At 75.3% G+C, this 19,003-nt stretch carries 18 protein-coding genes; 6 read left to right on the top strand and 12 right to left on the bottom strand.

Annotated elements, in window-relative coordinates:
- The first annotated feature begins 74 nt into the window (after positions 1-74).
- Positions 75-953 carry an NAD(P)-dependent oxidoreductase gene (locus M0638_RS01535; RefSeq protein WP_248665185.1) on the top strand — a complete coding sequence of 293 codons (879 nt, stop codon included), beginning with the start codon at positions 75-77 and terminating at the stop codon, positions 951-953.
- 183 nt (positions 954-1,136) lie between these two features.
- On the opposite strand, the gene M0638_RS01530 is transcribed toward M0638_RS01535, so the two are convergent.
- The 4 genes from M0638_RS01530 to def are packed head-to-tail and all read right to left on the bottom strand — an operon-like array spanning position 1,137 to position 4,603.
- Positions 1,137-2,264, bottom strand: a complete 1,128-nt coding sequence (locus tag M0638_RS01530) for a THUMP domain-containing class I SAM-dependent RNA methyltransferase (protein ID WP_248665184.1) — start codon at positions 2,262-2,264, stop codon at positions 1,137-1,139.
- 47 nt (positions 2,265-2,311) lie between these two features.
- Complete coding sequence (gene truA / locus M0638_RS01525) at positions 2,312-3,073, bottom strand: tRNA pseudouridine(38-40) synthase TruA (RefSeq protein WP_248665183.1); 762 nt, start codon at positions 3,071-3,073, stop codon at positions 2,312-2,314.
- A gap of 38 nt (positions 3,074-3,111) precedes the next feature.
- Positions 3,112-4,032, bottom strand: coding sequence for a methionyl-tRNA formyltransferase (gene fmt / locus M0638_RS01520; RefSeq protein WP_248665182.1), 921 nt, complete (start codon positions 4,030-4,032; stop codon positions 3,112-3,114).
- Positions 4,033-4,075: 43 nt separating this feature from the next.
- The gene (gene def, locus M0638_RS01515; protein ID WP_248665181.1) at positions 4,076-4,603 is read right to left on the bottom strand and encodes a peptide deformylase; all 528 of its coding nucleotides are present in this window, start codon (positions 4,601-4,603) and stop codon (positions 4,076-4,078) included.
- A 339-nt stretch (positions 4,604-4,942) separates the two neighbouring features.
- Here def and M0638_RS01510 point away from each other — a divergent pair, with 339 nt between their 5' ends.
- The gene (locus M0638_RS01510; protein ID WP_248665180.1) at positions 4,943-5,404 is read left to right on the top strand and encodes an Hsp20 family protein; all 462 of its coding nucleotides are present in this window, start codon (positions 4,943-4,945) and stop codon (positions 5,402-5,404) included.
- A 113-nt stretch (positions 5,405-5,517) separates the two neighbouring features.
- Entirely contained in the window at positions 5,518-5,781 is a 264-nt protein-coding gene (locus M0638_RS01505) for a DUF1150 family protein (protein ID WP_248665179.1), read from the top strand.
- Between the two features lie 377 nt (positions 5,782-6,158).
- Here M0638_RS01505 and M0638_RS01500 read toward each other — a convergent pair whose 3' ends face one another.
- From M0638_RS01500 to gluQRS, 3 genes are all read right to left on the bottom strand, one after another.
- Positions 6,159-7,121 carry a DUF2076 domain-containing protein gene (locus tag M0638_RS01500; RefSeq protein WP_248665178.1) on the bottom strand — a complete coding sequence of 321 codons (963 nt, stop codon included), beginning with the start codon at positions 7,119-7,121 and terminating at the stop codon, positions 6,159-6,161.
- Positions 7,122-7,380: 259 nt separating this feature from the next.
- Positions 7,381-7,818: a CoA-binding protein gene (locus M0638_RS01495; RefSeq protein WP_248665177.1), complete on the bottom strand. Its 438-nt coding sequence runs from the start codon at positions 7,816-7,818 to the stop codon at positions 7,381-7,383.
- A 161-nt stretch (positions 7,819-7,979) separates the two neighbouring features.
- A complete protein-coding gene (gene gluQRS / locus M0638_RS01490) occupies positions 7,980-8,831 on the bottom strand; it encodes a tRNA glutamyl-Q(34) synthetase GluQRS (RefSeq protein WP_248665176.1) in 852 nt (283 codons plus the stop codon).
- Positions 8,832-9,026: 195 nt separating this feature from the next.
- Here gluQRS and M0638_RS01485 point away from each other — a divergent pair, with 195 nt between their 5' ends.
- Together M0638_RS01485 and M0638_RS01480 are read left to right on the top strand one after the other, a co-directional pair.
- Positions 9,027-9,701, top strand: coding sequence for an alpha/beta hydrolase (locus M0638_RS01485; protein WP_248665175.1), 675 nt, complete (start codon positions 9,027-9,029; stop codon positions 9,699-9,701).
- Positions 9,702-9,876: 175 nt separating this feature from the next.
- Positions 9,877-10,449, top strand: coding sequence for an HNH endonuclease (locus M0638_RS01480; protein ID WP_248665174.1), 573 nt, complete (start codon positions 9,877-9,879; stop codon positions 10,447-10,449).
- 35 nt (positions 10,450-10,484) lie between these two features.
- On the opposite strand, the gene M0638_RS01475 is transcribed toward M0638_RS01480, so the two are convergent.
- From M0638_RS01475 to flgE, 5 genes are all read right to left on the bottom strand, one after another.
- Positions 10,485-11,297 carry a DUF1217 domain-containing protein gene (locus M0638_RS01475; RefSeq protein ID WP_248665173.1) on the bottom strand — a complete coding sequence of 271 codons (813 nt, stop codon included), beginning with the start codon at positions 11,295-11,297 and terminating at the stop codon, positions 10,485-10,487.
- On the bottom strand, positions 11,294-11,737 hold the full coding sequence (locus tag M0638_RS01470; RefSeq protein ID WP_248665172.1) for a flagellar biosynthesis repressor FlbT: 444 nt from the start codon (positions 11,735-11,737) through the stop codon (positions 11,294-11,296). Before M0638_RS01470 ends, M0638_RS01475 begins: the two co-directional genes overlap by 4 nt.
- 142 nt (positions 11,738-11,879) lie before the next feature.
- Positions 11,880-12,941: a flagellin gene (locus M0638_RS01465; RefSeq protein WP_248665171.1), complete on the bottom strand. Its 1,062-nt coding sequence runs from the start codon at positions 12,939-12,941 to the stop codon at positions 11,880-11,882.
- Positions 12,942-12,944: 3 nt separating this feature from the next.
- Positions 12,945-14,477 (bottom strand): flagellar hook-associated protein FlgK, encoded by a 1,533-nt coding sequence (gene flgK / locus M0638_RS01460; RefSeq protein ID WP_248665170.1) that lies wholly within the window; start codon positions 14,475-14,477, stop codon positions 12,945-12,947.
- 200 nt (positions 14,478-14,677) lie between these two features.
- Positions 14,678-16,009 (bottom strand): flagellar hook protein FlgE, encoded by a 1,332-nt coding sequence (gene flgE / locus M0638_RS01455; RefSeq protein WP_248665169.1) that lies wholly within the window; start codon positions 16,007-16,009, stop codon positions 14,678-14,680.
- A 1,925-nt stretch (positions 16,010-17,934) separates the two neighbouring features.
- On the opposite strand from flgE, the gene M0638_RS01450 reads away from it, so the two are divergent.
- Positions 17,935-18,996 (top strand): flagellar hook-length control protein FliK, encoded by a 1,062-nt coding sequence (locus tag M0638_RS01450; protein ID WP_248665256.1) that lies wholly within the window; start codon positions 17,935-17,937, stop codon positions 18,994-18,996.
- Positions 18,997-19,003 lie beyond the last annotated feature (7 nt).

Genomic DNA, 19,003 nt, shown 5'->3' with positions numbered 1-19,003 from the left:
GCCGGCGCGGATCGGCGAGGCGCGCCGGCGGCGTGCCGCATCCCGCGGCGGGGCCACGAAGGGGGGAGGAGCACATGAGCGGCAAGCCTGCGGTCGGCATGATCGGCGTCGGCCTGATGGGGCAGGGAATCGCCTGGAACATCGCGCGGGCGGGCTATCCCCTGACCGTCCTCGACCATCCCGGCAACCAGCCGCTCGACGAGCTTCGCGCACGGGGCGTCCGGGTGGCGGGGCGGATCGCCGAGGTCGTCGCGGACGCCGACATCGTCCTGCTCTGCGTCACCGGCTCGCCGGAGGTGGAGGAGGTGCTGACCGGCCCCGGCGGCGTGGTCGCCCATCTGCGGCCGGGTGCCGCGGTGGTGGACTGCACCACGGCGCTGCCCGAATCCAGCCTGCGCATGGCCGGCGCGGTCGCCGCCGCGGGCGGGGCGTTCCTGGACGCGGCGATGACCCGGCTGCCGCAGAACGCCCGCGCCGGCACGCTCAACCTGCTGGTCGGCGGCGACGCGGCCCTGCTGGAGCGGGTGCGCCCGCTGCTCGCGACGTTCAGCGAGCACATCACCCATGTCGGCGGCGTCGGCGCCGGGCACCTGACGAAGCTGCTTCACAACTACGTCTCGCTCGGCTTCGTCACGCTGCTGGCCGAGGCGGCGGCGCACGGGAAGCGGGCGGGGCTGGAGATGGCGACGCTGGTCGAGGTGCTGGAGCGGGGCGGCGGCGGCGGCGCGGCGCTGCAGCGGATCGCCCCCTTCCTGCTGGAAGGCGACGCCGCCGCCATGCCGTTCTTCATCGCCAACGCCGCCAAGGATCTCGGCTACTACCGCCGGGCGGCGGAGGCGGGCTGGGTGCGCCACGACATCGCCGACGCGGTGGCGGGCACGCTGGACGCGGCGGTCGCCGGCGGGCACGGCCAGGAGTTCCTGCCCCGGCTCGCGGCGCTGCTGGAGACCTGATACCGGCCCGCACAAGTCCTGACTTGTGCGGGCCGGTATCGCGCGCGGGGTTGGTGGGGCGGCCGCGCGCCGGACCGACGAAGCATACGGGTCCGCACTTGTGCGGACCCGTATGAGCCGCCCCTGGCCAAAACCCTGGCCGACCGGGACCGGCCGGGAGCGGTCGGAACCCCGCCTCGCGGATCAGCCCAGCGGGGCGGTCCGGAACAGGGTGACGCGCAGCCCGCCATGCGGCACCGGCGGGCCGGGCGGCAGGAAGGGCAGGCCGGTGGCGTGCGCCAGCCGCGGCTCGTCGGTCACGAGGCCGACGCGCCAGCCGGCGAAGCGGTCGCGCAGCACCTGCCCGAGCGCCCGGTGCAGCGGCACCAGCGCCTGCCGGTCGCCGAGGCGGACCCCGTAGGGCGGGTTGACGATCACCAGCCCCGGCGCGCCCCCCGATGGCCCGCCAGGCGGCTGCAGCTCGCTGATCGTGGCGCGGTGGAATTCCGTGTGCGCGGCGACGCCCGCGCGCGCGGCGTTGGCCAGGCTCATGGCGATCGCGCCGGCGTCGCGGTCGCTGCCGTGGCAGGTCGCGGCGGGGGGGCGTTCGCTGCGCACCGCGCGCATGCGCGCCCAGGCCTCGGCGTCGAAGGTGGCGAGCTGCTCGAAGGCGAAGCGGCGGGCGCGCCCGGGGTTGAGCCGGGCCGCGATCTCGGCCGCCTCGATCACGAAGGTGCCGGAGCCGCACATCGGGTCCAGCACCGGCTCGCCGCCGTCGTAGCCGCATTGCCGCAGGAACAGCGAGGCCATGGTCTCGCGCATCGGCGCGGCGTTGACGGCCTCCTTGTAGCCGCGCCGGTGCAGCGCCTCGCCCGAGGTGTCGACGCTGACGGTGCACACGTCGTGCTCCAGGCGCGCCATCACCGCGATGCCCGCCTCGGGCGAGTACGGCGCCCCGAGCGTCTCGCGGACCGCGGTCGCGATGCGCTCGGCCACGGCGCCGGAGTGGTAGAGGCGCGAGCCGGCGCAGGCGGCCTCGACGCGGAACGGCACGTCGGGGCGCAGCACCGCGGCCCACGGCACGCGGCGCGCGCGGCCGTCGAGCTGGGCGAGGTGGACGGCGCGGAAGCGGTCGATCCGCGCCAGCACGCGCCCGGCGCCGCGCACCCAGAGGTTGGCGCGCCAGACCTCCGGCCAGCCGCCCTCGATCACCACGCCGCCGGGAACCGCGCGCGGCCGCCGGAAGCCCTTGCCGCGCACCTCGTCGTGCAGCACCGCCTCCAGCCCCGGCGGGGCCGCGAGGAAGATCTCGAACGTCCCGTCCGCCGCCATCCTCCCGCGCCCCCGGCTGTCGTGCTCCTGGCCGCCTTGCCCCCGCATCACCGCCAGTCCAGCGCCTCGGCGTAGCGCGAGAACAGGAAGCACAGCCCCTCGGCCGGCGCGGTCTGCCCGGCGCGGGTGCGGTCCCGCCCCTCCAGCACCGCGCGCGGCCAGGAGACCGGCCGCCGCCCCTGCCCCACCGCCAGCAGCGTGCCCACTATGTTGCGCACCTGGTGGTGCAGGAAGGAGCGCGCCTCGGTGCGTATCTCCACCAGCTCGCCGTGCCGGGAGACGTCCAGCCGGTCCAGCGTGCGCAGCGCGTCGCGCGCCTGGCAGGCGGCGGCGCGGTAGGCGGAGAAGTCGTGCCGCCCGAGCAGCCCCTGCGCCGCCGCGTGCATCGCCGCGACGTCGAGCGGGCGCGGCACGTGCCAGGCGTGGCCGAGCATCAGCGCCGGCCGCGCCGGGCGGTTGAGGATGGTGTATCGGTAGCCGCGCCCGAGCGAGGAGAAGCGCGGGTTCCAGCCCTCGGGCGCCCGCGCCGCGCCGAGCACCGAGACGGGATGCGGGCGGGAATGGAAGTTCAGCGCCTCGCGCAGCCGCTCCGGCGGCAGGTCGGCGGCGAGCTCGATCAGCACCACCTGCCCCTCGGCGTGCACGCCGGCATCGGTGCGGCCGGCGGCGGTGGTGGCGGGCGTGGCGCCGCCGTTCAGCGGCGCCGCCGCCTCCTCCAGCACCTGCTGCACGGAAAGCCCGTTCTCCTGCCGCTGCCAGCCGACGAACGGGGTGCCGTCATACTCGACCAGCAGCGCGTAGCGCGGCATCGGCCCGCCCCCTCCCTTCCGGCACGGCCCGGTCCGGCTCAGCCCAGCACCGTGCCCGGGGGCAGCTTCGTGCCCCGCAGGAAGGCATCGGCGTCGAGCGGCGCGCGGCCGGGGCGTTGCAGGCGCAGCAGCCGCAGCGCGCCCTCGCCGGTCGCGACCAGCCCGGCCGCGTCGAGCACGGTGCCGGGCACGGGCGGCGCGGTGCCGGCGGGCAGGGTCGCGGGCGCGGCGGCGAGCACGCGCAGGGCCTCGCCATCCAGCGCGCAGTAGGTGCCCGGCCAGGGGTTCAGGGCCCGCACGCGACGGTCGAGCGCCACGGCGGAATCGGTCCAGTCCAGCTTCCCGTCGGCCTTGGCGAGGCGCGCCGCGTAAGTGATGCCCTCGACCGGCTGCGGCTCGGGATCGGGCCATTCCGCCAGCGCGCGCAGGATCAGTCGGGCGCCGAGCGCGGCCAGCGCGTCGTGCAACCCGGGCGTGGTGGCGCGCGGGCCGAGCGGCACCGCCTCGCGCAGCAGCATCGGGCCGGTGTCGAGCCCTTCCTCCATCCGCATGATGGTGATGCCGCTCTCGGCGTCGCCGTGCAGGATCGCGGCCTGGATCGGCGCGGCGCCGCGCCAGCGCGGCAGCAGCGAGGCGTGGATGTTGAGGCAGCCGCGGCGCGGCGCGTCGAGCATGGCGGGCGGCAGGATCAGCCCGTAGGCGGCGACCACGGCGACGTCGAGGTCGAGGGCGGCGAAGGCGGCGTGCTCGGCCGCGTCGCGCCGCAGCCGGGCGGGGGTGCGCACCGGCAGGCCGAGTTCCAGCGCCGCGCGGTGGACCGGGCATGGCGTCTCGCGCTGGCCCCGCCCGGCGGGCCGGGGCGGCTGGGCGTAGACGGCAGCGATCTCGTGCCCCGCCGCGTGCAGCGCGCGCAGCGCCGGCACGGCGAAGTCGGGGCTGCCCATGAAGGCGAGCCTCATCGGCGGGCCCGCCTGCCCGGGAACGGCCGACCGCCCGCCCGGCTCATTCGCGGGCCTTCGCCTTCAGCTCCTTGGCCAGCTTGCGCAGGATCATGTTGCGCTTCAGCGCGCTGAGGTGGTCGACGAACAGCACGCCGTCGAGATGGTCCAGCTCGTGCTGCACGCAGGCGGAGAGCAGGCCGTCGGCCTCGATCTCGCGCCGCGCGCCCTCCAGGTCCCGGTACCGCACCTTGACCCGCGCGGGGCGGACGATGTCGGCGTACTGGCCGGGCAGGGACAGGCAGCCCTCCTCGCGCGTCGCCAGCTCCTCGCTGGCGGCGACGATCTCGGGGTTCACCAGCACCATCGGCTCGCGCCGCTCCTCCGGCTGGAGGTCGATCACCGCGAGGCGCAGCCCCACGCCCACCTGCGGCGCGGCGAGCCCGATGCCCGGGGCGGCGTACATGGCGACCAGCATGCGCGGCACCAGCCCGCGCACGGCATTGGCGTCGCCCTCCCCCACCGCGCGGGCCTTGGCGCGCAGGCGGGGATCGGGGACGAGCAGGATCGGGATCGGCGTGGCGTCGGACATCGGGCGGCAGGGACGATCATGATGCGGCCGGGACGGCCGGCGGGTCGCCCCGGCATGTAGACGTGGGGGCGGCGCTAGGCAACCGCCGTGCCGGCCGGCGCGGCGGCGGCCGGGGGCGCGGCCTTCCCGCGCCCGGCGGCCGGAGCGACCGGCCGTGCCGGACCGGCTGCGGGGGCCGGATGTGGCGGCAACCTTGCAGCAACCTTGCAACGGCGCGGCAGGCGCGCCACATCGGGAGGCGGCGGGATGCTTCGGGTCCCGCCCGCCGCGCGCTTCCCTCTCCCACCAACGGGGCCAAGGACGGCGCGGCGACCGCTTCGCTCGGACGAGGAGGCCCCCATGTCGCGCCAGCCGCTGTTCGGCTCGCCGTTGTTCCTCGGCTTCGACCACCTCGAGCAGATGCTCGACCGGGTGGCCAAGAACGCCGACGGGTATCCGCCCTACAACATCGAGCAGGTCAGCGAGAACGGCCTGCGCATCACGCTGGCCGTCGCCGGCTTCGCGATGGACGACCTGCAGATCACGCAGGAGGACAACCAGCTCGTGATACGCGGCAAGCAGAAGGACGACAGCGAGGGGCGCATCTTCCTCCACCGCGGCATCGCCGCCCGGCAGTTCCAGCGCGCCTTCGTGCTGGCCGAGGGCATCGAGGTGGAGGGCGCCTGGCTCGACAACGGCCTGCTGCATGTGGACCTGAAGCGTCCGCAGCCGGAGACGCGGGTGCGGACGATCCGCATCGTGACGAAGGGAAACGGCGTGACCCGCCAGGTCGTTGAGGGTCGGACGGACCATGGCTCCTGAGGTCGGGAGCCGTGGGAGGCCGAGCGGGGCGCCACGGGCTTGAACCGGCCGTGCCTCGCGAGGGCGGCCACAGGGATCCGCGGGCCAGCGTGCCGCGGAACGAGGAGAAGGTCATGAACAGTGATACGCACGGGGTGACGGGGCAGACGGAAACCCCCGAAGGCGCGCAGCGCCTCGCCCTCAAGTCCCTCTCGCCGCAGGATTTCGCGCGGCTCGGGGTGCAGCAGATCGCCTATATCCGCCCCGTCGTGGTGGACGGCAACCGGGCGATCGCGATCCACGCCGCCGATGGCACGCCGATCGGCGCGGCGCCGAACGCGGAACTCGCGGTGGCGGCGATCATCCAGCACGAGCTGGCGCCGGTCCTGGTGCACTGACTCCGTCCGGCCCGGTGCCGCCGTGGCATCGGGCCGGGGATCCGGCGATCGTGAAGACCGGGTGCCCGTGAAGACCGGGCGTCCCCGCGTGGCGGATCGCCGCGTGCCGCCCGACCCATACCGGCGGGCGATGCCCCGCCCCGTCGTACCGGGACCGTGCACGCCGCAGGACAGGCTTCTGCTCCCGGATGCGAGTGCTCCCGGATGCAAGCCGTTCGGCCCGGATGATGGGGCCGGAGGAAGGACAGCGGGGGAGACAGCCGGGGGGGGGGCAACCGGCCGGCGGGTGCGCCGCCTCCCCCTGGGAACCTGATGGCCCGACTGATGGCCCACCGGCCGCGCCGGCCGGTGGGTGAATTCGACTCGGTCGGGCCCGGTCAGGCCTGCTCGTCGTCCCAGCTGCCGCCGTCGTAGCCGGCATCGTGTTCGCCGCCGCCGCCGAAGGTGTCATCCTGGTACCCGCCCTGACCGGACCAGTCCGACGAGGCCGGGGTGGCGTCGCCGCCCCAGGGGGCCTTCTCCTGCCCGCCCACGGCAGCCGGGTCCGGCTGGCTCCAGCCACCGCCCGCGCCGCCCGGATCGGACCAGGGCGAGGAGACGTTGGTCGCGCTGCCCACGCCGCCCGGGTCCGTCCAGGACGAGGAGGCGAGGTTGGAATCCGCGCCCACGCTGCCGCCGGCACCGAAATTGCCCAGGCCGGCATCGGCCGCCGCGGTCTGGGCGCCGGCGGCGCCATGGCCGCCGTTGAACAGGTTCATCAGGGCATTGCCCGCCACCATGCCGCCGGCGACGCCGGCCGCGGTGGTCAGCGCGGTGCCCAGGAAGCCCATGCCACCCCGCCCTTGCTGCTGCAGCATGCCCGGCGTCACGCCGTTGGGGGGCGCCATGGGCTGCGGCGGCGGACCGCCGTAGCCGCCGGGCTGGCCGTACTGCCCACCGCCATAGCCCTGCTGCGGCGGCGCGGCCGGTCGGGAACCGCCGCCGAACAGGCCGCCCAGGAAGCCGCCGCCACGCTGCTGCGGCTGGGCGGCGGCCTGCTGCGCCTGGGCGCGAGCCTGCTGCACCTCCCACTCCAGCCGCTGGATGCGGTTCTGCGCCTCGGTCAGCGCCGCCTCCTGCACGAAGGCGGTCTGGGTGAGGCGGTAGCGTGCCTCGGGGTAGCGGTTGAACAGATCGGCGATGAAGGCGTCGGCCTCGCGGTCGATCGGCGGCAGCGGCGGGCGCGGCGGCTGGGTGGCCGGCACGCTGCCACCCCATGGCCCGGCCGGCGCGGCGGCCGGCTGGGCGCCGCTGACCCGCTCCACGAAGCCGGCGATGATCCGGCGTTCCTCGTCGGTCATTGTAGATCCTCTCCGTGGCCCGCCCTTCCCGGCGGCCGGCATTCCTCGATGCCGGCACGAGCGCGCCCGACCGCGACGTGGCCCGGATCGCAGCCGGTTTCAAGCGGCCTCCCCGGGACGCGGACGGGGAGCACGGCGGCACGCTCGCCGGGCGGCCGGACGGGAGAAGCAGTCCTGCGGAGGCAGCGCGGGGAGGGAACGCCCTTGGGAGATCGGCAAGCCGGACGCCCCTTGCCCGCCCGCCCCCGGCCGGGCCGGTTCAGGCGCCCAGGGGCAGGCCGAGCCGGCGCCACTCGATCACCGGGCAGCGGTCCATCACCACCTCGACCCCGGCGGCGCGGGCACGCTCGGCCGCCGCCCGATCGATCACGCCGAGCTGCAGCCAGACCGTGCGGGCCCCGAGCCGGATCGCCTCGTCCACCACCTGGCCGGCCTCGGCGGATCGGCGGAACACGTCCACCATGTCGAGCGGCGCCGCCTCCTCCAGCGTCGCGACCGAGGCCACGCCCTGCACGGGGCGCCCGTCGAGCGTCGGGTTCACCGGCGTCACGTCGAAGCCGCGGCCGACCAGGAAGCCGGTGACGCCGAAGCTCGGCCGGCTCGGCCGGTCGGAGGCGCCGACCACGGCGATTCGGCGGGTTTCCAGCAGGATGCGGCGGATCGTCGCGTCGTCGTTCAGCGGGGCGGTGACGGCCATCGTCTCTTGTTCCTTCTTCGCGCGTTGCCCGGATCCGGCGGCGGACCCTGCCGGGGCGTGCGCCCCGGCCTCCGCCGGCGCAGGCGGGCCGGACAGGCGATGAAACCGCGGCGGGGGGCGGCGTTGCATCCAGGAGGCACGGCCGGGATCGCGCGGGCAGGTCAATCCGGCCATCCCGCCAGGGCCCGCACCTCGGCCGGGCTGCGGCCCGCCTCGCGCAGCGCGCGCAGGGCGGGCGCGCCGTGCCGCTTGGCCAGCCGGCGGCCCGACGAATCGGCCAGCAGCCGGTGATGGGCGTAGGCAGGCTCCGGCCAGCCCTGCAACGCCTGGAGAAGCCGGTGCAGGTCGGTCGCCGGGCGCAGGTCCTCGCCGCGGGTGACCAGCGTGACGCCCTGCAGCGCGTCGTCATGCGTCACGCAGAGATGGTAGCTGGCCGGGGCGTCCTTGCGCGCCAGCACCGCGTCGCCGAAGCGGGCCGGGTCGCAGGCCTGCCGTCCGACGCCTGCCTCGTCGAAGGAAAGCGGCCCGGGCACCGCGGCCAGGGCGCGCGCCATGTCGAGGCGCAGCGCGTGCGGCTCGCCACGCGCCAGCCGCGCCGCGCGCGCATCGGGGTCGAGCCGGCGGCAGGTGCCGGGGTAGAGCGGCCCGTCCGGCCCGTGCGGCGCGTGCGCCGAGGCCGCCACCTCGCGCGCGATCGCGGCGCGGGTGCAGAAGCAGGGATAGAGCAGGCCGCGCCGCTCCAGCGCCGCCAGCGCGTCGCGGTACTCCCCGAGATGCGCCGATTGCCGCCGCACCGGCCCATCCCAGTCCAGCCCGAGCCAGTGCAGGTCGTCGAGGATCGCCTCGGCGAATTCCGGGCGGCAGCGGCCCGGATCGATGTCCTCCAGCCGCAGGAGGAAGCGCCCGCCCGCCTCCCGCGCCGCGCGCCACCCGGACAGCGCCGAATGGGCGTGGCCGAGATGCAGGAGGCCGGTTGGGCTGGGGGCGAAGCGGGTGACGGTTGCGTGCAGCATCCTCTGGCACGGAAAGTAGGTCGCGTCGCCGCGCGGCGGAACACCCTCCGCCCGCCGGAACGCGGCCGGCGCCGGCACGGCGGGTGGACGACGGCGCCCGGCCGCGGGCGCGTACCGGATCATGGCACCGGCGGGCCGGATCGTGCGACAGGTCGGGCCGGGCGGGATGCCGCCGGATGGCGCGGGAGACGGGCGATGGCGATCATTCAACTGGACGGGCCGCGCCGGGGCCCCAGGGGGGGCGGCGTGCCGGATTCGCTGGTGCTGCTGCTGCACGGCGTGGGGGCCGACGGCCGCGACCTCATCGACCTCGCGTCGCGCTGGGCGGACGCCCTGCCCGGGGCGCTTTTCGTGGCGCCCGACGCGCCCTTCCCGCACGACCAGGCGCCGCCGGGCTGGCCCGGGCGCCAGTGGTTCAGCCTGGCCGAGTGGTTCGCCCGCCCCGACCGCGACCCGGCGGTGCTGGTGCCCGGCCTGCGCCGCGCCGCCGACCTCCTGGATGGCTTCCTGGACGCGGAGATGGCGCGGCTGGCCCTGGCACCCGGCCGCTGCGCCCTGATGGGCTTCAGCCAGGGCGCGATGACGGCGCTGTTCGCCGGGCTGCGCCGGCCGGTGCCGCCCGCCGGCGTGCTGGCCTATTCCGGCGCGCTGGCCGGGGTGGCGGCCACGCCGCGCGCCGCCCCGCCGGTGCTGCTGGTGCACGGAGAGGCCGACGACGTGGTGCCGGTGGCGGCCAGCCGCGCGGCGGAGGCGGCGCTGCGGCGAATCGGCCTGCCGGTGGAGGCCCACTACACGCCGGGCCTCGGCCACGGCATCGACGAGGCGGGGCTGCTGGCCGGGGCGCGCTTCCTGCGCCGGGTGCTGGGGTGACGCAGGGCTGCCCGGGGCAGTCCTGTAACATGCAAATAATGCGACGCCGGGTTGCCCTGAACGCCCGGCGATGGCAAATAGGCGGCGGTCAATGCGGCGGCGCCACAGCATCTGGGGCCTATTCGTTGATAGCAGGCCCAGGATTTGTGTGGCACGTCGCTGAAGGGAGCGGCGCTTGCCTGACGGCGGTCAATCCTTCGGGGCTCATTTCCCCGCCCTGGTGCTGAACGCCGATTTCCGGCCGCTCTCCTACTTTCCCCTTTCGGTATGGAGCTGGCAGGACGCGGTGAAGGCCGTATTCCTCGACCGCGTCTCGGTGCTGTCCGAGTACGATGCCGCCGTCCATTCGCCGACCCTGACGCTGCGCCTGCCGAGCGTGATCGCGCTCAAGGAGTACATCCCGGCGGCGCGGCGGCCGGCCTTCACCCGGTTCAACGTCTTCCTGCGCGACAGCTTCGACTGCCAGTACTGCGGCAGGGGCTTCCCGGCGCCGGAGCTGACCTTCGACCACGTGATTCCGCGCAGCCGCGGCGGCCGCACCACCTGGGAGAACGTCGTCACCGCCTGCGGCCCCTGCAACCTGCGCAAGGGTTCGAAGCTGCCGCGCGAGTGCCAGATGATGCCGCGCCAGACGCCGCGCCAGCCGACGAGCTGGGAGCTGCAGGAGAACGGCCGCAGCTTCCCGCCCAACTACCTGCACGAGAGCTGGCGCGACTACCTGTACTGGGACATCGAGCTGGAGAGCTGAAGGCGGCCGGCGGCGGCACGGCCCGTCGGGAAGGCTCACGCCGACCAGCCGAACTGGGCGAGCAGGTTGGTGCCGCTGTCCGTGCCCGACTGGTTCTGCGCCGCGTGCATGACGTAGCGCTCGGCGAGCCGCTTCACCGCGGCGCTGTCCGAGAAGGTGGCGAGGTTCAGGCGCGAGGTGACGGCCGTCGCCTGCGTCTCGATCGGCTGCACGGCGATCTGGTCCGGCAGGCCCAGCGCGCCGGTCACCACCCGCCGCAGCACCGCGTTGCCGAGCACGTTGTAGACGTTGGTGTTGTCGGCCGCGTTCTCGGAGAAGTAGAGCGCATCCGAGATGCCCGGGCTCTCCTTGTCCAGGCTCTGCCGGTACTGGTAGCGGACGAAATTCTCCTCGATCGTCGTCAGCGTGGACGATTTCTGCAGACCGGCCAGGCCGCTGCCGGCGAGGCCGAGCGTCTTGGTGGCCTCGGTCCAGGTCGAGTTCGCGAGCTTCGAGACGGTGCTGTTCTCGTCGGATGGATCCGAGGCCAGCACCTTCGCCGCCAGCGCCGGGTACTTCACCTGGTCGGCGAGGCCGAGCGAGGGCAGCAGCACGGCCAGCACCCGCGGGTCCTTCAGCGCCGCGTCGAGGCTCTTGGCGCTCGCGACGGCGGTGCGGAACTGCGCGATCTGGCGGATCGTGGCCGGATCCTTGCCCTGCCGCGCCATGCCCTTGGTCTCGGCGCCGTCGGCCGTGGCGCGGCGCAGGGCGGCGACCGCCGTGGCCGGGTTGCTCGCGGCGCTGCCCGTGCCGCTGCTGCTGCTCCCGAACAGCGCGGTCACCATGGAGGCGCTCAGGATCGCGCTCATGCGGGGGCTGCCGTCACGGCATGCCGCCCTACCGGCCGCTCCGGCAACGGAAGGTCGAGCACCGCCGCCTCGTGCGCCACGACGCGGCGGATCAGCTTCAGGGCGCCGTAGCAGTCGTCCGATTCGGCCATGGCGAGCGCCCGGTCCAGCGCTTCCTGCACCAGGGCGGAGGTGGTCGCGGCGGCGAACTCGCCGATCAGCGCGCGCGCCTGGGCGAGGCCCTGCTCGCGCTCGTCCTCCTCGCCGATATAGGCGGTCTGGAGGGCGAAGTAGATGCGCCGGGCGGGGGTGGAGGCATCCTCGGGCGGCATGATCTGCTTGCCGAAGAGGAAGCGGGCCTTGGCGGCCAGCTCGATCCGCACCCGGTTGCGGAAGCGGATCGGGGCGCCGTTGATGATCATCAGGTCGCCCTGGCGCAATTCGAGGACGAGGGTGGACATGGCGGATCTTCCTGGTTCCGCGGCGGCCGTTTGTGGCGCCGACTGTTTCCGTCCGCCGCGGGGACGCGCTTGCGACGGACGGGCATGATGCCGGGGCAGGCTTTAACGGGGGCTGAAAGGCGGCCCGACACCGCGCGCCCCGCTACAGGAAGGAGGCGAGGGTCAGGCCCGACACCTTGGCGATGACCTGGTAGCTGCTCTGGAGCTGGGTCTGCGTGTTCTGCAGCCTGGTCAGCGTCTCGGCCATGTCCACCTCGGTCAGGTCGGAGAGCTGGCTCTTGAGCGTGATCGTCACCGCGGCATGGTCGGTCGTCAGCGTCTTCATCCGGGCCTGGGTGTCGCCCAGCACGCCGGCCTCCACGCCGAGCGCGCCGACGGCGCTGCGGAAGGTGTCGGTCACCGAGCCGACCAGGGTGCTGAAGTCGCTGCTCTCGCCGATCTTGTCGGCGGTCAGGCCGGACAGGGTGGCGAGGCCGCGCAGGAGATCGCGCGACCAGGAACCGGTGGTCTCGCCGTCGGACACGACGGCGGTGTTGCGGTTCGCGAACAGGCCGTAGGGCACCGACTGCCCGTCACCGGTCGGCACGCTGCGCGGCGACTCGCTGCCGCCCGCCGCAGGGTCCGAGAGGAAGGCGGAGAACACCGTGGTGCCCGCCGCGTCGCTCTGCGCCGCCGCCTTGGCCGTGGCCAGCACCGACGCCGCGTTGCCGCCGCCGAGGCCCGCGACCGCCGCCCTGATCTGCGTGACGAGGCCGCTCGAATCGATGTCCGCCGCGTCGGGCACGGGTGGATTCGCGGTGTCCGAGCCGCCGAACACGTAGGTCTCGCCGCTGCGCGTGTTGAGCAGCGCGCCGACCTCCTTCAGCGCCTGCCTCGCCTGCTCGGCCACTGCCTCGACCGCGGTCGCGTCGCCGGGCAGCAGGCTGGTCGACTGGCTCAGGAAATCCTTCGCGATGGTGGCCAGCCGGCCGAGCGCCGTCTGCGTCGTGGTGGCGACGGCGCCGGCACGGGCCAGGTTCGTGGCGTAGGTGTCACGCCGGGCGATCTCGGCGCTGAGGTCGAGGGAGCGGCGGGCGCCGACGGCGATGTCGCCGAAGCGCTCGCCGATCAGGCCGCTCGAACTCTGCGCGGTCAGGGTCTGCAGGCGCGACTGCAACGGCTTCGAGGCGGTGTAGAGCGCCAGCGCCAGTCCGGTGATGGCCATGGCTCAACGCACCGCCGCGAGCAGCGCGTCCCACATGGACTGCACCGTGGTCATCACGCGGGCATTCGCCGCATAGGCGTTCTGGAGCTGCACCATGGTCGCCATCTCCTCGTCCGAATCGACGCCGGAGCGCGTGCTCACCCGGCCCTGCAGGTCGTCGCGCTGCGTCGTGGCGCTCTCCTTCGCCGCGGAGGCGTCGGCGCGGCTCGCGGTCTGCGTCGTGGTGAGCTGCGCCGCGTAGCCCTCCAGCGTGCCGGAGGCGGTGAAGCCGGAGTGCAGGCTGCCGTCGCCGCCGAGGCCCGCGGTGGCGATCGGCGGCCAGGTGACGCCCGCCGCCATGGTCGTGCCGAAGGTGCTGTCGAGCACCCGGTCGATCAGGGCGGTGAAGCCGGCCGGCCCACCGTCCGGATTGGGCGTGAAGCCCGCCGCCACGCCGCTCGTCGCCTGCGTGCCGTCGCGCACCAGGGAAGGCTTCTCCCGCACCGCCGGATTGACCGCGATCGTGGCGGCAAAGCCGCCCTGCCCGCCCGCCGGATAGGGCTGGGTGACGTCGGGCACCGTCACGCCGCCGGCGCCGTCCGAGGCGCCGAACAGGTTCAGCCCCTGCTGGCCGAAGCGATAGGCGGTGTTGGCGGCGACGAGATCGAGTTCCGACTGGTACTGCGGCAGCACCGTGTCGCGCAGCGAGACGTACTCGGCCAGCCTGCCGCCGCGCAGGTTGCCGGTGATGTCCACGCCGCCCAGGGTGACGCCGGGCAGCGTGCCGCCGCTGCCGTGATAGGTGCCGGAAGCGGCGCTGGCGGAACCGGTCGCGAGGGCGTCGCCCGTCTCCTGCAGGGGCAGGACGAGGCCGTTGCGCCCGATCAGGGTGATGCCGCCATCCTCGGCACGCACCGCCTTCACCTCGATCGCCTCGGAGAGGGCGGAGATCGCCTGGTCGCGCTGGTCCTCCAGCTCGGCGGTGGAGGCGCCGCCGGACTGCGCGGTCTGGATCTGCCGCGTCAGCTTCGCGATGCCGTTCAGCCCGCGGTTGATCGCCTCCACCTCGGTGACGATGCCGTCCTGCGCCTGCTGGCGGGCGGAGTCGAGCGCGTCCGAGACCGTGTGCACGCGATCGACGAAATCCTGCGCCGCCTGCACCACCCCGCTCTGGAGCGTCTGGTCCGAAGGGCTGGCGGCGAGGGCGGAGAAGGAATTGCGCAGGGCGGAGACCAGGCTGCCGAGCGAGTTGCCGCCGCCGGTGGTGCCGTGCGCGGCCTCCACGCCGGTCAGGAGCCGCTCGCGCACCGTGGCGGCGGCGACGCCGGCCGACTGCGCGTCGAGCTGGGTCTTGAGGGCATCGTCCACGTCGCGCGTGGCGACCCCGGTGCGCACGCCGGAGCCCAGGGAGCCCGCGACCATGGTCTGCGCGGCGACCTGCTTGCGCGAATACCCCGCCACGTCCGCGTTGGCGACGTTGTTCGAGGTCTGGACGAGCGCGCGCTGCACGTAGGACAGGCCGCTCTGGGCGATCGAGAGGGCTGCGTTCAGGCTCATGGCGGGACCATCCTGCGGCGCCGAAGGTTAATTCCGACTTGCCGCCGGTCGTGGCGGCCCGGCCCCGCCGCCCGGCGCCCCCGTGCGATGCGGCCAGCCTGCCGGGCCGGTTCCGGCCCGCCGGCAGCGCGTGCCTCCGGCGCCGCGCGTCGCCCGCCGCTGCCGCCCGCCCCGGCCGTCCGGGGCGTCGGCGGGCCGCGTCAGCGGCGCATGTTGATGGTGTCCTGCAGCATCTCGTCGGTCGCGGTCACCAGCTTGGTGTTGGCCGTGTAGGCGCGCTGGGCGACGATCAGCTTCGAGAATTCGCTGGCCATGTCGACGTTGGAGCCTTCCACGGAGCCCACCACCAGCTTGCCGGCACCGTTCACCGAGTTGTCGGTCACGCGCGCATCGCCGCTTTCCACCGAGCGCAGGAAGGCCTGGCCGTCGAGGCGCTGCAGCTTGTCCGGGTCGGCGAAGGTCACGATCGGCACGCGGCCGATGATGCGGGACTGGCCGTTGTCGTAGTTGATCGCGATGTCGCCGTTGTCGCGCATCGAGACCGAGGAGAAGGCGCCGGGCGCCGAGCCGTCGGCCGAGACGCTGCGCACGTTGTACTCGGTGCCCGTGGTCTGGGTCAGGCCGGAGCTCTGGGCGAAGCGGCCGAGGTCGAGGGTCAGCGACTGCGTGCCCGCGCCCGAGTAGTCCGCCGCGAAGCTCAGCGTGGCGGGGCTGCCCGCGGTCTGGGTGGTGGTCACGCCGCTGCCCGCGGTCGAGCCGGTCAGGGTGAGCGAGGACAGCGTGCCGTCGGTGCCGAACGTCACGTCGTAGGTGCCGAGCGTGGCGGGCGAGGCGGCCGAGGCGCCGGTGACGTCGCTCGACGTGAGGGAGAGGTGCCAGGTGTTGGCGGCCGACGTATCCTTCACCCAGCTCATGGTCACGTTGTGGCTGTTGCCGAGGCTGTCGTAGATCTGCGCCTGGCCGGTCAGGGGCGAGGTGGCGGTGGCGGTGCTGTCGGTCGGGCTGGTCGGCAGGTTGGCGGCCAGGGTGATGGTGGACGAGGCGACCGGGTTGTACACGCCCTCCTCGATGCGGATCGGCGACAGGTTGGTGCGGTCGATGGTGCCGTCGCCGTTCACGCTCCAGCCCTGCAGGTAGTAGCCGGCGCTGTTCACCAGGTAGCCGTCGGAATTCTGGCTGAAGTCGCCGGCGCGCGTGTACATGTCGCGCGAGTCGAAGGTGGTCTGGCCGTTGCTGGTGTCGACGGCGCGCGAGACGGCGAAGAAGCCCTGCCCGGCGATCGCGGCGGCCAGGGTGTTGTCGGTCTGCGTCACCGTGCCCTGGACGGTGTTGACGTAGTCGGGCCGCGCCACCACGGAGCCGGACAGGTTGTCGCGCTGGTTCGACACCGTCAGGTAGCTGCTGAAGCTGGTATCCGTGCGCTTGTAGCCGACGGTCTGGCTGTTCGCGACGTTCTCGGAGACGTTGCCCAGCGCCTTGCTCTGGGCGGTAAGGCCGCTGATCGCGGTGGTCATGGCGCCGAACAGGGACATGCGGTCCTCTCTGGGGTGGGTGGCGAAGGAAGTGCCGCCCCTTCCGCAACCGCCATGCCAGGACTGCGGCCGGGGATTTCCGTCCGGCCGCGGCAGCTTCTGCCGGTGCCGCGGCCGAAACTGCCTGCGACGGCCGCGTTGCTGCCTGCCGCGCGCCGGCGTGGCGTGGCCCGGCGCTTGCCCTGGGCCTTGGCGCACGAGACCGAATGGAAATCCGCCTCATGGAGTGCTCCGCCGGCGCCGCCCCGACGCTGCCGTCCGCGACCCGGGTCGCCGCGCCGCCCGGCGTCGCCGCCGCGTCGCCCGGCAACGCCTTCGCCGTGCTGATGGCCGGCACCCAGGCGCCCGAGGCCGCCACGCCGGCCGGCGGGCCGCCATCCGCTCCTGGCGCGGCCGGACTGGGCGCGGCCGGACTGGGCGTGATCCGACAGGGAGCGACCGGGCCGGGCGCGGCCGTGGCGGAGGATGCCGCGGGCCCGCGCGGCGACCGGCGCGTGCCGCCTGCCGGCACCGGGATGCCGGACAGCACCACGCCGCGTCGCGATCCCGACGCGAAGCCGGAGACATCGGCAACGCCGCCGCGGCACGAGGCCGGGCGGGAGGCGGCCGCGTCGCCGGGCGGCGGGACGGCGGCGGAGATCGCGGCCATGCCCGATGCGCCGTCGGCATCCCGCCACGGCGGGGCGCGGGCACAGGGCGCGACGCGGCGCTGGCCGGACGGCGCCGCGACCTCGGCCGACGCGGCCGCGCCCGCCGGCAGCGCCGCGATCGCGCCGGCGACGCCGCCCGAGTTGGCCGCCATGGCCGTCATCGCGGCGCCCATCGCCGACGCCGCGCCATCGGCCGCCACCGCGCCGGCGACACCCTGGCGCAGACCCGCCGCGGGCAACGCGGCCGCCGTGCCTTCCGACGCGGCGCGACCGCTTCCGGCGGCGGAAGAAGACATGGCGGCCGCGCCGACGGCGCCCGCGACGACCGGCAGCGGACGGCACATGGCGCGCGCGGCGACGCGGGCCGAGGAGCGATCGGTACCGGAAGCATTCGAGGGCGCAAGCACCGGCTGGCCCACCGGCCGGCCGCAACCGGTGCGCGGGCTGGTGCCCAACGATGCGAAGGCTGGCCCCGGCCTCGCGCCCGCGACGCGGCCGGACGGCGCGAAGGCCGAGTGTGGGGCGGCGTCGGCCCCGTCGGAACCGGCCGCGGCGCCGGCATCGGCGCCGGTTCCGGTCATCCCCGGCGGCAGGCCGCTCGCGGACGCCGCCCGGCCACCGTCGCCCCGCCCCGTCGCGCCGGGCGGCGCATGGCCACCGGCTGCGATCCCGGAACCTGCGCGCGGGTCCGGGGAGGCACGACCTCCCGCTGCCGCCACCGGTATCGGCACGCCGTCCACGGTGCCGACGGCGCTTCCCGCCCGGGGCACGATCCCGGGGCCGGCGGCAGCCGACGCGGCGGGCGCGACGGGCGAGGCGGCCGGCACGGGCACCGCCGCGCGCACCATGTCGGCGACGACGGTCGACGGCCCGGCCATCGCGCCGGAGCCCGGCACCCCATCCGAGACCGCCCCGCCAGCCACCGCCGCCGGAAGGACGGTCCCGTCATCCATGGCCGCGCCGCGACGGGCGGTCGCCGGCGTCGCGGATGTCCCGGCGGCGCCACGGGCGGCGGCCGGTGCGGTTCGTGACCTGCCACGGCAGACCGGCGCCACCATCGCGCCGGAAGACGCGCCCGGGCCGTTGCCCCTGGACGCGCCCGCCGCACCACCCGTTCCCGGTGTCGCAGACGGCGCCGTGCCGGTGGCGGGCATGGCTGCCGGCGTGGCGATCCCGGCCGGCGTGCCGCCGCTGGCCGGCACGATCCCGAACGGGAGGGCCGACATCCGGCATCGCCCGGATGCCCGGGACGGTTCGGCGCCGGCGACGGCATCCATGCCGGACGGCAGCGGGGATCGTCCAGCGACCCTTCCATCGGCCGCCATCGCCGGGCTGCCGGGCGTCGGCACGGCGATGGCACGGCCGGAGGGCACCGCCCCGGGCGACGGCGCGGCAACGTGGCGCATCGTGCCGATGCGGGCCCGGCCCTCCGTCACGGCGGCGGTCGATCCGGCGGCGAGCGACCGGGGCGCGCCGGCCGCGACCGACGCGGCAGGCCCGACCGGGATCGCCGCCCCCGCGACGCCTGCGTCGCCCGACGCCGGACGCCAGGCGACGACCGGGGGCGGCGCGGTCGCCGGCACTCCCTGGCACGCCGGCCCGGCCCGGCCGGCCGCCTCGCCGCTCGGCGCCGCCCTCGTCGCGCAGGAGCAGGCCGACCGGCCCGCCACGACGGCGGACGCGGCCCCCGCGCTGCCGGTGCCGGCCGGCGTCGTGGCGCCGGAAGCCGCCACGCCACGCCCGGTCGATGCGGCCGCGACGGCGACGCGCGCCACCCCGCCCCCGCCGATCGCCCAGCAGGTGGCGCCGATGGCGGTGGCCCTCGCCCTCGGGCCGGGCAGCTCGCCGCGGCTGACCCTGTCGCTCGCGCCCGCCGAGCTGGGCCGGGTCGAGATCAGCATCCACCGCGCCGCCGACGGCAGCAGCGTTGCCGTGCACGTCTCGGCCGAGCGGCCGGAAACCCTCGCCCTGCTGCAGCGCGATGCCCCGGAACTCGACCGGACCCTGCAGCAGGCCGGGCTCGGCGGCGCCGGCGAGCGCAGCCTGAGCTTCTCGCTGGGTGGCCAAGGGGGGGGTGGCCAAGGGGGGGGTGGCCAGGGGTGGGACGGCCCGCCCCCGGATCAGGGCCAGGGGCGCGTCGGCTGGGAAAACCAGGATGGCGTCCGGTCGGGAGCGGGCGGCGACCCCGGCGGCAATTCCGGCGGCGACTCCGCCGGGGGCGGCCAGGGCCAGGGCGCGCGCGCCCCGCGCGGCGGCCCGCCCCGCGCCGCCTTCCCCGCCGCCCGCCCGGCCGCCGCGCCGGAGGCGGCGCTCACCGTCCTCGACCTCTCGATCTGAACAGGGA

The organism is Roseomonas acroporae (genome assembly GCF_023223525.1).
In the GTDB taxonomy this organism is placed as follows: Bacteria; Pseudomonadota; Alphaproteobacteria; order Acetobacterales; family Acetobacteraceae; genus Roseomonas_E; species Roseomonas_E acroporae.
The sequence above is the reverse complement of the archived record's forward strand: the minus strand, read 5'-3'. Positions and strand labels throughout refer to the sequence as shown.